The organism is Terriglobales bacterium (assembly GCA_035624475.1).
Lineage (GTDB): Bacteria > Acidobacteriota > Terriglobia > Terriglobales > Acidobacteriaceae > DASPRL01.
In genome coordinates this window covers 1-10,548 of the sequence record DASPRL010000111.1, presented here as the reverse complement: position 1 = coordinate 10,548, position 10,548 = coordinate 1, and the positions used below count along the sequence as shown (strand labels likewise).

Below are 10,548 nucleotides of genomic sequence, written 5' to 3'. Positions count from 1 at the left end.
GGCAGCGCCGAGGAGACCAACGCGCGCTACCACTTCCTGTTGAAGTCGGGCCAGACCGGCCTGTCCGTGGCCTTTGACCTGCCCACCCAGATCGGCTACGACTCGGACCACCCCCTGGCCCAGGGGGAGGTGGGCAAGGTGGGGGTGGCCATTGACTCCCTATGGGACATGGAACGCCTGTTTCAGGGCATCCCCCTGGACCAGGTGTCCACCTCCATGACCATCAACTCGCCTTGCGCAGTCATCATGGCCATGTACCTGGCGGTGGCGGAGAAGCAAGGCGTGCCCTTCGACAAACTGCGGGGCACGGTGCAAAACGACATCCTGAAGGAATATCCGGCCCGGGGCACCTATATCTTTGCGCCCCGGCCCTCCATGCGCCTCATCACCGACATCTTCGCTTACTGCACCAAGGAAGTGCCCCAGTGGAACACCATCAGCATCAGCGGCTACCACATCCGGGAAGCCGGCTCCACCGCGGTCCAGGAAGTCGCCTTCACCCTGGCCAACGGCATCGCCTACGTGGAGGCGGCCATCCTGCTGGCGCTCTATGTCGCAGTGGCCAAGCGCGCCGGCGCCGACGTGAAGAAACTTTCCGGCACGGTGCAGAACGACATCCTGAAGGAATACATCGCGCGCGGGACGTACATCTATCCGCCACAGCACGCGATGCGCATCGTGACCGACATCTTCGCCTACGCCAACCGCGAGGTGCCGGAGTGGAACACCATCTCCATCTCCGGCTACCACATGCGCGAGGCGGGCTCGACCGCGGTGCAGGAAGTGGCCTTCACCCTGGGCAACGGCATCGCCTACGTGCAGGCGGCGCTCGACGCCGGGCTGGACGTGGACCGCTTCGCCCCGCGCATCGCCTTTTTCTTCAACGCGCACAGCAACTTCCTGGAAGAGGTGGCCAAGTACCGGGCGGCGCGGCGGTTGTGGGCGAAGATCATGCGCGAGCGCTTCCACGCCAAGAACCCGCGCTCCTGGATGCTGCGCTTCCACACCCAGACGGCGGGCTCGACGCTGACCGCGCAGCAGCCGGAGAACAACATCGTGCGCACCGCGCTGCAGGCGCTGGCGGCGGTGCTGGGGGGGACGCAGTCGCTGCACACCAACTCCTACGACGAGGCCCTGGCGCTGCCCACCGAGGATGCGGTGCGCGTCGCCCTGCGCACGCAGCAGATCCTGGCCTACGAATCGGGCGTGGCCCAGACCATCGATCCGCTGGCCGGCTCCTACTGTGTGGAATCGCTGACCAACGAGATCGAGGCGCGGGCGCAGGCCTACCTGGAGCGCATCGAGGCGCTGGGCGGGATGCTGCGCGCCATCGAGCGCGGCTTCGTGCAGCAGGAGATCCAGAACGCCGCCTACGAGTACCAGCAGGCGGTCGACCGGCTGGAGGCGGTGGTGGTGGGAGTGAACCGCTTCACCGCCGAGTCGGAGAAAGCCGTGCCCCTGCAGAAGATCGACGAGAACGTGGAACGCAAGCAAGTGGAGCGGGTGCGCGCCCTGCGCGTCCGCCGCGACGCCGCCCGGTGGAAGGCGGCGCTGGAGCAGGTGGAAGAGGCCGCCCGCTCGGGCGAGAACCTGCTGCCCCGCATCATCGCCGCGGTCGAGGCCTGCGCCACCGTGGGCGAGATCTCCGATGCCCTCCGCCGCGTCTTCGGGGAGTATCACGAGAGCGTGTTCATCTGAGACGTCAGACGTCGGACGTCGGACGTCAGAGGTCAGCTAGGCCCCCCTCTAGAAATGAGAGACTAGAAACTGCTTCGCGATTCCGCCCGTCTCGCATAAGCTAGCCGGAACCTTTCTCTTAGGGGAACCGTGGGCGGGGGCGAAGCGGCGGAGCGCAGACACGAGGAGCTGATCAACAGCCTGACCCACGGGCTGGGGCTGGCGCTGTGCCTGGCGGGGGTGCCGCTGCTGATCGCGCTGGCGGCGCTGCGCGGGGGCGCCCGCCTGGTGGTGGCGGTCAGCATCTACGGCGCCTGCCTGCTGGCCCTCTATGCCGCCTCCACCCTCTATCACGCCCTGCGAGGGCCGCGGGTGAAACGCTTCTTCCGCCTGCTCGACCACTCCGCCATCTACCTGCTCATCGCCGGTACCTACACCCCGTTCACCCTGGTGGTGCTGCGCGGCGCCTGGGGCTGGACCCTGCTCGCCCTGGTGTGGGGGATCTCCGTCTGCGGCATCCTGTGGAAGGTCTTCTTCCTGGAGCGGCTGGAGGCGGTCTCGGTCGCGCTCTACGTGGCCATGGGATGGCTGGCGGTCATCGCCATCAAGCCCATGTTCGCGGCCCTGCACACCGAAGGCATGCTCTGGATCCTGGCGGGAGGCGCGGCCTATACCGGCGGGCTGGTCTTCTTCGCCTGGAGGCGGGTGCCCTACAACCACGCCATCTGGCACCTCTTTGTGATGGCCGGCAGCCTCTGCCACTACCTGGCGGTCATGCGCTACGTGCTGCCGGGCCGGGCCTGAGACGGGGCGCATCCGCGGCGGCATTACGTTGGTGCAGGCAAGGGGCTATATAATTGGGCATCTTTTCCCCGCCTGGGCCATGCAGGGACAATCTACGGTCATGACAGGGAGCGCCGTGCCAGGCTTGATGGAGACGACCGAGGCGAAGGGCGTAGTGGTGGAGATCGGGGGCCTGCCCATCCGGCTGCGCTCCGGCGATCCCGCCTTCCTGCGCCTGGTGCGGGAGCGCTACGCCGGCTACGTAAGCGCCGGCGAGCGCGCCAGCTTCGACTTCGAGATCGACCTGGCGCCGCCCGGCAACGGCGGCGGCGACGAGGACGTGAGCGTGCGCTGGGAGTCGGGGACGTGGCGGATGGAGCGCGGCGACTTCCGCGCCGAGTGGGAGCCGGCCAGCGCCCGCGGCCGCATCCGCCAGACCGCCAACCCCTATGCCCTGGATTCGGTGCTGCGCATCGTGCACACCCTGCTGCTGGCGCGGCAAGGCGGCTTCCTGGCGCATGCTTCCAGCGTGATCCGCAACGGGCGCGCCCACCTGTTCGCCGGGGTCTCGGGAGCGGGCAAGACCACCCTGGTGCGGCTGGCGCCCCCGGACGTCACCCTGCTCACCGACGAGATCTCCTACGTGACCCGGCAGGAAGGCGGCTACTTCGCCGCCGGTACCCCGTTCTACGGCGAGCTGGCGCGCCCAGGGGAGAACCTGCGCGCTCCCATCGCCGCCCTCTATCTGCTGGCCAAGGGAGTGGAGAACCGCATCGAGCCGGTGGCAGGGGCGGAGGCGGTGCGCGGCCTGCTGGCCAACATCCTGTTCTTCGCCCAGGAGCCCGAGTTCGTGCGCCTGGTCTTCGAGGCGGCCTGCGAGTTCGCCGCGCGGGTGCCGGTGCGGCGGCTGACCTTTCGGCCCGAGGCCCGGGTCTGGGAGATGATCCAGTGAGCGGAAAGCGCTACGTGGCGCGCAGCACCGCCATCGCCGCCCGCGCCTTGGGCGACGAGATGATGGTGATGGCGGCGGCCGATTCCGCCCTCTTCACCCTCAACGAGGTGGCCAAGGTGATCTGGGAGGCGGCCGACGGCGCGACCCCGCTGGAGGAGATCGTGCGCCAGCAGGTGTGCCCGCGGTATGAGGTCGCGGAAGAGGAAGCCCTGAAGGACGCGGAAGAACTGGTGGAGGGGCTGGCGGCGCACGGGCTGCTGCTGGTCTCCGACCAGCCCATCGTCCGGGGCGGCTCCGGGCAGGGAGGCGCATGAGCAGCCTGGTGGCGGAGATGGGAGTGAAGGCGCTGCGGCTGGGCGTGCCGCTGGCGGTGCAACTCGACCTCACCTACCGCTGCAACGAGCGCTGCATCCACTGCTATCTCGACCACGACGATCACGGCGAGATGACCACCGCCGAGATTCTGGACCTGCTCGACCAGATGGCCGCGGCCGGGGTCTTCTACCTCACCCTGAGCGGCGGCGAGATCCTGATGCGCCGCGACTTCTTCCAGGTCCTGGAGCACGCGCGCGCGCGCACCTTCTGCGTCAAGCTGAAGACCAACGCGGTCATGATCCGGCAGGAGGAGGCGGAGCGCATCTGCGCCCTGGGGGTGGAGCAGGTGCAGGTCAGCCTCTACTCCCACCGCCCCGAGGTGCATGACGGCATCACCAAGCTGCCGGGGTCGCTGGAGCGCACCCTGGCGGGGGTGCGCCGGCTGAAGGCGGCGGGGCTGCGGGTCATCTTCGCGGACGTGCTCATGCGCCAGAACTTCCAGGACTACGCCGGGGTGAAGGCGCTGGCGGCGGAGGTGGGAGCGGAATTCACCCTGGACCCCACCATCACCCCCATGATGGATGGCGACCGCTCCATCCTCAACCTGAACGTGGACCCGGCGGCGCTGCGCGAGGTCTTCCGCAACGAGAGCCTGGTGGGCAAAGTGGAGGAATTCTGCGCGCCGCCGCAGGGCGCGGATGAGGAGACGCTGAACTCGCTGCCCTGCAGCGCCGGACACACTGCCTGCTACGTCTCCCCCTACGGCGAGGTCTATCCCTGCGTGCAGTTTCCGCTGCCCTGCGGCAACGTGCGCCGGCAGAAGTTCCTGGAGATCTGGCGGGATTCGCCGCAACTGCGCGAGGTCCGCTCCATCACCCTGCGCGACATGCCTTCTTGCTCGAAGTGCGCGCATGGCGGCAGTTGCACGCGCTGTCCCGGGCTGGCCTACCTGGAGGGCGACATGCGCGGCCCCTCCTACCAGGACTGCGAGAAGTCGTACGCCCGCACCGGCATCCCTTCGGAGAACCTGAAGGCGCGGCAGGCCACCGCGGCACCGCCGCGGCTGGTGCAGATCCAAGGGCTGCGTCCGGCGACGTCTCCACCGGCGCCCGCGACCGCCGCCCGCCAGTAGGCTCCCGCCCCGTTTCCCTCTACTTGATCTGCGCCTGCAGGTCGCAGGCCTCGCGGCAGTCGAGGCAGTACCACTGCCCGTCCTGGCAGAGGCGGACGTTGTTGAAACCGTGGCAGAGGCAGCAGTACTTGTCGCAGTCGCAGCGGTCCTCTTCCTTGTCGCAGACGGCGCATTTGAAGGCTTCTGCCATGAGGTGAATGTAGCGCGAAACGGGGCGGATGGAAAGTTCTTGTGTCGTCCCTACGGGACTCAGGGGAATGACCCTGCCACCCAGCGCTGAAGCGCTGGGCCAACGAATGACGTCCCTCCGGGACTTTCTGAGGCTCCGTGTCTCCGTGGTGAATCCCCCTCTTCTCAGCGTACTCTGCGGCCTCGGCGGTGGAGTTCTTCCAGTAAGTCCCGCGTTGACCCGCGGAAAATGCGCGTGGTAACGTGGTAGGTTCTCTCATCTTCCGGCGGCGTGGTCAGTAGGGCCGCCAGCGAGGAAGCCGCTTGGCGCAGATGGTGGAGACGGCCACGTCGATCCTCCGCAAGACCGCCCTCAACCCCGTCCATCGCGCGATGGGGGGCAAGATGGTGGATTTCGGGGGCTGGGACATGCCGGTGGAGTATCCCGCGCCCGGCGGCCTCATCCAGGAGCATCTGGCGGTGCGCCAGCGGGTGGGGGTCTTCGACGTCTCGCACATGGGCGACATCCGCATCCGCGGGCCCCAGGCCCTGGCCGCCACCCAGCACCTCTCCATGAACGACGCCTCGCGGCTGGCCTTGGGCCAGGCCCACTATTCGGCGCTGCTCTATCCCCAGGGCACCTTCGTGGACGACGTGATCGTGCACAAGCTGGCCGAGGACGATTACCTGCTGGTGATCAACGCGGGCACGCGCGAGAAGGATTACTCGTGGGTGCGCGACAACGTGAAGGGTTTCGACTGCAAAGCCGAGGACGTGGGCAACGACTTCACCCAGATCGCGATCCAGGGGCCGCGCGCCCCGGAGGTGCTGGGCAAGCTCACCGACGCCAATCTGGCCGCGGTCAAGAACTACTGGTTCACCCACGGCACGGTGTGCGGGTTGAAGCAGACGCTCATCGCGCGCACCGGGTACACCGGCGAAGACGGCTTCGAGATCTACATCCCGGCGGACGAGCCGACCAGCGCGCGGGTATGGCAGGAAGTGCTGGAGGCGGGCAAGGAGTTCCAGATCCTGCCCTGCGGGCTGGGGGCGCGCAACACCCTGCGCCTGGAGTCCAAGATGGCGCTCTACGGCCACGAGATCTCCGATTCCATCACCGTCTGGGAGGCGTGTCTGGACCGCTTCTGCAAGCTGGAGAAGCCGGAGTTCATCGGGAAAGCCGCGCTGGAGCGACAGAAGGCGGAGGGCGTGCTGCGCACCCTGGTGGGGCTGGAGATGGTGGAGCGTGGCATCGCCCGCGATGGCTACAAACTGCGCGACGACCACGGGCGGGAGATCGGCTACGTCACCAGCGGCTCCTACGCGCCCTACCTCAAGAAGAACATCGCGCTCGGCTACCTGCCGCCGGCGATGGCGGAGGTGGGGAGGACGGTGCTGGTGGAGATCCGCGGGCAGGGCGTGAAGGCACAGGTGGTGCCCACGCCGTTCTATAAGCGGCCGAAGAAGTAGGTGGCTTTTTGAGAACTGCAGATCCCTCGCGGGCGGAAGTCCGCTCGGGATGACAATTCCAGAGAGTGGTGGTTGGGAGAAGAAGCGGATGGCGTATCCCAAAGAGCTCAAGTACACGAAGGAACACGAGTGGATCAAGGTGGAGGGCACGACCGGGACGGTCGGCATCACCCACCACGCCCAGGAGGCGCTGGGCGACATCGTGTTCGTGGAATTGCCCAAGCCGGGCGCGGAAGTCGCCGCCGGCAAGAGCTTCGGCACGGTGGAGTCGGTGAAGGCGGTCTCTGAACTCTATGCCCCGGCCTCGGGCACGGTCACCGCGGTCAACGAGGAGCTGAACACCGCGCCGGAGAAGATCAACCAGGACGCGCATGCCGCCTGGATGATCAAGATCACGCTCAAGGACGCCGCCGAACTGAACAACCTGCTCAGCGCCGAGGAGTACGAGAAGTTCGTGACAGAGGAACACTAGGCGATTTATTCATTTATTGATTTATTGATTTGCTGATTGCCGGGCTAACAGGCGGCGGCGAAATCAATCAATAAATCAGAAAATCAATAAATTCATGCGCTATCTTCCCAAGTCTTCCGCCGAGCGCGCCGCGATGTTGCGCGAGATGGGTGCGCGCAGCATCGACGACCTGTTCGCGCCCATCCCCGCCGAATACCGGCTGAAGGGCGACCTGAACATCCCGCGCGCCTTCGCCGAGAGCGAGATCGTGGACTACTTCCGGCAGCGCTCCACCGACAACGCCGCCGGCTACACCCTGTTCCTGGGCGCGGGCGCCTACCAGCACTACCGCCCGGTGGTGATCGACGCGCTCATCTCGCGCGGCGAGTTCTTCACCGCCTATACGCCCTACCAGGCGGAGGTCTCGCAGGGCACGCTGCAGGCCATCTTCGAGTTCCAGAGCATGATCTGCGAACTGACCGGCATGGAGGTGGCCAACGCCTCCATGTACGACGGCTCGACCGCCGTGCCCGAGTCGGTGATGATGGCGGCGCGCGCCACCGGGCGCCATCGCGCGGTCATCGCTCGCTCGCTCCATCCTGAGTACCGCGAGGTGCTGGCCACCTACACCCAGCACCAGGGCCTGCCGGTCTCGCTCGCTGGGTTCGGCGAGAACGGCCGCGTGGACCTGGCGGCGCTGGAAAAAGCGGTGACGGAGGAGACGGCGTGCGTGGTCGTCCAGTCGCCCAACTTTTTTGGCACCATCGAGGACGTGGCCGCCGCCGCCGACATCGCCCATAGGAAGGGCGCGCTGCTGGTGGTCTCCATCGCGGAGGCGGTCTCGCTGGGCATCGTGAAGCCGCCGGCGGAGGCCGACATCGTGTGCATGGAGGCGCAGTCCTTCGGCATCCCCCTGGGTTTCGGCGGGCCCTACGCCGGCGTGATCGCCACCAAGGAAAAGTTCGTGCGCCAGATCCCGGGGCGGCTGGTAGGCCAGACCGTGGACCGGGAAGGGAAGCGCGGCTTCTGCCTGACCCTCTCCACCCGCGAGCAGCACATCCGGCGGGAGAAGGCGACCTCGAACATCTGCACCAACCAGGCGCTGGTGGCGCTGATGGCCAACATCTTCATGACCATCTACGGGCGCGAGGGGTTGAAGGAACTGGCCAAACAGAACCTGGCCAAGGCCGCCTACGCCGCGGGCGAGTTCGGGAAGAAGGCCAAGGTGCTGTTCGGCAGCGCGCCCCGCTTCAACGAGTTCGTGGTCCAGACCAAGGAAGACCCGCATGCCATCAACAGCCGCCTGCTCGACCAGAGGATCGTGGGCGGCTTTCCACTGCAGAAGTTCTATCCCGAGCTGGGCAACGCGGCCCTGTGGTGCTGCACCGAGATGACCACGCGAGCGGCCATCGACGCAGCGGTGAAGGCGGTGACGGAATGAAAGACCGCATCCGCAAGGCCACCGAGCACGTGAACCAGAACGAAGGGCTGATCTTCGAGAAGTCGTCTCCGGGGAAGGCGGCGTGGATGCTGCCGCCGCTGGACGTCCCCGAGGCCGACCCGCAGAAGCTGCTGGGGGCGGCGGCGCGCGCCGACCTGGGCGCCATGCCCGAGGTCAGCGAGATCGAGATCATCCGCCACTTCACCCGCCTCTCCACCTGGAACTACGGTGTGGACACGGGCATGTATCCGCTGGGCTCCTGCACCATGAAGTACAACCCGCGGGTGAATGAGGCGGTGGCGCGGCTGGAGGGCCTGGCCAATGGGCATCCCTACCAGCCGGAGCGCATCTCGCAGGGAGCGCTGCTCATCCTGAAGGTGCTGTCGAAGTGCCTGCTGGAGATCTGCGGCATGGACGCGGTCACGCTGCAGCCGGCCGCGGGCGCGCACGGGGAGTTCACCGGCATCCTGCTGGCGCGCGCTTACCTGCAGTCGAAGGGCAATCCGCGCAAGAAGGTGCTCATCCCGGACTCGGCGCACGGCACCAACCCCGCCACCGTCACCATGAGCGGCTATACGGTGGAGAACCTGAAGTCCAACGCCGCCGGCATGGTCGACCTGGGCGCGCTCGAGGCGCAGATGAACGAGGACGTGGCCGCGCTCATGCTCACCAATCCCAATACCCTGGGGGTGTTCGAGCAGGAGATCCACAAGATCGCCGACATCCTGCACGCCAAGGGCGGGCTGCTCTACATGGACGGCGCCAACATGAACGCGCTGGTGGGCAAGGCGCGTCCCGGCGACTTCGGCGTGGACGTCATGCACCTGAACCTGCACAAGACCTTCTCCACGCCCCACGGCGGAGGCGGCCCGGGCTCGGGCCCGGTGCTGTGCAAGCAGGCGCTGGAGCCCTTCCTGCCGGTGCCGGTGATCGTCACCCGTCCCGACGGGCTCATGGGCTTCGAATACAACCGCCCGCAGTCGGTGGGACGGGTGCGCGCTTTCTACGGCAACTTCGGGATGCACATCCGCGCGCTCGCCTACATCATGGCCAACGGCCCTGAGGGCCTGCGCCAGACCACCGAGGACGCGGTGCTCAACGCCAACTACGTGCGCAAGAAGCTGGAGGGCGTGTACGACCTGCCCTACGCCACGCCCACCATGCACGAGGTGGTCTTCAGCGACAAGCTGCAGGGGAAGTCCGGAGTCAAGACCGGGGACATCGCCAAGCGCCTGATCGACTACGGCTTCCACCCCTACACCGTATCGTTCCCGCTGATCGTGCACGGCGCGCTCATGATCGAGCCCACGGAGAGCGAGTCGCTGGAGGAGCTGGACCTGTTCGTGGACGCCATGAAGGCGATCGCGGAAGAGTGTGAGCGCTCGCCCAAGCTGGTGCAGGAGGCGCCGCACACCACCCGGGTCTCGCGGCTCGACGAGGTGCAGGCGGCACGCAAGCCGGTGCTGCGCTGGAAGCCCGAAGCCAAGCCCGCCGCCGCGGACTAGAACCCCTAACTACGAAGGGCACGAAGGTTCACGAAGGGAGACGAGGCCGACGGATCCGCCTTCCTTCGTGCTCCTTCGTGTCCTTCGTGGTTAAGAACTCTCTGCGCTCACGCGGCCTTGCGCGAGGTCACCGCGAAGAAAGGGGTGGCCTGCTGGGCCACCTTCTGGGAGCCGCAGTGGGGGCAGACCAGCTTCTGCTCCTTCTCGTGCTCCGCAAGGGTCAGGATCTTTTCGAAGGGCTTCTTGCAGTCCAGGCAGAGATATTCGTAGCGGGGCATGGGGTCCCTCCCGCGAATGAGGTCTGAGAAAAGTTTAGCGCCGGACCGCCCTCGCGTACAATCCCCGCATGTCCGTCTTCGATGAAAAGCGGGAAGAATTGGAGCGCCACGAGTTCATGATGGGGGTATCGCGGGGGCGCCTAGCGGTCACCCTCGACCTGCTCACCGACGCCCTCACCCTGGTGGGCCAGCACGGCGTCTACTGCCAGAGCCAGCGCTATCCCAACCGCCCCGTCATGGACATCGAACTCGTCCTCAAGTGCCTGAACGATTCCAAGGAATTGATCAAGACGGTGATGGCGGAGCTGGAGAAGAATCGGAACATCGGGTGACTGCGCCATTGGGTCATTGAAGATCGCAGATTTCAGATTGCAGA

At 66.6% G+C, this 10,548-nt stretch carries 12 protein-coding genes; 10 read left to right on the top strand and 2 right to left on the bottom strand.

What is annotated here, in order from left to right:
* The 5 genes from VEG08_04815 to VEG08_04795 all read left to right on the top strand — a co-directional run.
* Nucleotides 1-1,698: methylmalonyl-CoA mutase family protein (locus VEG08_04815; protein HXZ27306.1), on the top strand; the 1,698-nt coding region annotated here is incomplete at its 5' end.
* Between the two features lie 129 nt (nucleotides 1,699-1,827).
* Nucleotides 1,828-2,481 carry a hemolysin III family protein gene (locus VEG08_04810; protein ID HXZ27305.1) on the top strand — a complete coding sequence of 218 codons (654 nt, stop codon included), beginning with the start codon at nucleotides 1,828-1,830 and terminating at the stop codon, nucleotides 2,479-2,481.
* A 127-nt stretch (nucleotides 2,482-2,608) separates the two neighbouring features.
* Complete coding sequence (locus tag VEG08_04805; GenBank protein HXZ27304.1) at nucleotides 2,609-3,412, top strand: hypothetical protein; 804 nt, start codon at nucleotides 2,609-2,611, stop codon at nucleotides 3,410-3,412.
* Nucleotides 3,409-3,726, top strand: coding sequence for a PqqD family protein (locus tag VEG08_04800; protein HXZ27303.1), 318 nt, complete (start codon nucleotides 3,409-3,411; stop codon nucleotides 3,724-3,726). Before VEG08_04805 ends, VEG08_04800 begins: the two co-directional genes overlap by 4 nt.
* Entirely contained in the window at nucleotides 3,723-4,859 is a 1,137-nt protein-coding gene (locus VEG08_04795; protein HXZ27302.1) for a radical SAM protein, read from the top strand. The genes VEG08_04800 and VEG08_04795 overlap by 4 nt, the downstream gene beginning before the upstream one ends.
* Before the next feature lie 19 nt (nucleotides 4,860-4,878).
* Here VEG08_04795 and VEG08_04790 read toward each other — a convergent pair whose 3' ends face one another.
* Complete coding sequence (locus VEG08_04790; protein HXZ27301.1) at nucleotides 4,879-5,049, bottom strand: hypothetical protein; 171 nt, start codon at nucleotides 5,047-5,049, stop codon at nucleotides 4,879-4,881.
* A gap of 311 nt (nucleotides 5,050-5,360) precedes the next feature.
* Between VEG08_04790 and gcvT the strand changes: the two genes are divergently transcribed.
* The 4 genes from gcvT to gcvPB all read left to right on the top strand — a co-directional run bounded on the left by gcvT (nucleotide 5,361) and on the right by gcvPB (nucleotide 9,894).
* On the top strand, nucleotides 5,361-6,497 hold the full coding sequence (gene gcvT, locus VEG08_04785) for a glycine cleavage system aminomethyltransferase GcvT (protein ID HXZ27300.1): 1,137 nt from the start codon (nucleotides 5,361-5,363) through the stop codon (nucleotides 6,495-6,497).
* Between the two features lie 88 nt (nucleotides 6,498-6,585).
* A complete protein-coding gene (gene gcvH / locus VEG08_04780; protein ID HXZ27299.1) occupies nucleotides 6,586-6,969 on the top strand; it encodes a glycine cleavage system protein GcvH in 384 nt (127 codons plus the stop codon).
* A gap of 94 nt (nucleotides 6,970-7,063) precedes the next feature.
* On the top strand, nucleotides 7,064-8,389 hold the full coding sequence (gene gcvPA, locus VEG08_04775; protein ID HXZ27298.1) for an aminomethyl-transferring glycine dehydrogenase subunit GcvPA: 1,326 nt from the start codon (nucleotides 7,064-7,066) through the stop codon (nucleotides 8,387-8,389).
* Nucleotides 8,386-9,894 carry an aminomethyl-transferring glycine dehydrogenase subunit GcvPB gene (gene gcvPB, locus VEG08_04770; protein HXZ27297.1) on the top strand — a complete coding sequence of 503 codons (1,509 nt, stop codon included), beginning with the start codon at nucleotides 8,386-8,388 and terminating at the stop codon, nucleotides 9,892-9,894. Before gcvPA ends, gcvPB begins: the two co-directional genes overlap by 4 nt.
* A 107-nt stretch (nucleotides 9,895-10,001) precedes the next feature.
* Here gcvPB and VEG08_04765 read toward each other — a convergent pair whose 3' ends face one another.
* Nucleotides 10,002-10,172 (bottom strand): FmdB family zinc ribbon protein, encoded by a 171-nt coding sequence (locus VEG08_04765; protein ID HXZ27296.1) that lies wholly within the window; start codon nucleotides 10,170-10,172, stop codon nucleotides 10,002-10,004.
* 68 nt (nucleotides 10,173-10,240) lie between these two features.
* Between VEG08_04765 and VEG08_04760 the strand changes: the two genes are divergently transcribed.
* The gene (locus VEG08_04760) at nucleotides 10,241-10,504 is read left to right on the top strand and encodes a hypothetical protein (protein ID HXZ27295.1); all 264 of its coding nucleotides are present in this window, start codon (nucleotides 10,241-10,243) and stop codon (nucleotides 10,502-10,504) included.
* The last annotated feature ends 44 nt before the right edge of the window (nucleotides 10,505-10,548 follow it).

Excerpts from the sequence above, each read along its gene's own strand:
- VEG08_04805 (HXZ27304.1), top strand. The coding sequence starts at position 2,609 with ATGGAGACGACCGAGGCGAAGGGCGTAGTGGTGGAGATCGGGGGCCTG.
- VEG08_04795 (HXZ27302.1), top strand. The coding sequence starts at position 3,723 with ATGAGCAGCCTGGTGGCGGAGATGGGAGTGAAGGCGCTGCGGCTGGGC.
- VEG08_04790 (HXZ27301.1), bottom strand. The coding sequence starts at position 5,049 with ATGGCAGAAGCCTTCAAATGCGCCGTCTGCGACAAGGAAGAGGACCGC.
- gcvT (HXZ27300.1), top strand. The coding sequence starts at position 5,361 with ATGGTGGAGACGGCCACGTCGATCCTCCGCAAGACCGCCCTCAACCCC.
- gcvH (HXZ27299.1), top strand. The coding sequence starts at position 6,586 with ATGGCGTATCCCAAAGAGCTCAAGTACACGAAGGAACACGAGTGGATC.
- gcvPA (HXZ27298.1), top strand. The coding sequence starts at position 7,064 with ATGCGCTATCTTCCCAAGTCTTCCGCCGAGCGCGCCGCGATGTTGCGC.
- gcvPB (HXZ27297.1), top strand. The coding sequence starts at position 8,386 with ATGAAAGACCGCATCCGCAAGGCCACCGAGCACGTGAACCAGAACGAA.
- VEG08_04765 (HXZ27296.1), bottom strand. The coding sequence starts at position 10,172 with ATGCCCCGCTACGAATATCTCTGCCTGGACTGCAAGAAGCCCTTCGAA.
- VEG08_04760 (HXZ27295.1), top strand. The coding sequence starts at position 10,241 with ATGTCCGTCTTCGATGAAAAGCGGGAAGAATTGGAGCGCCACGAGTTC.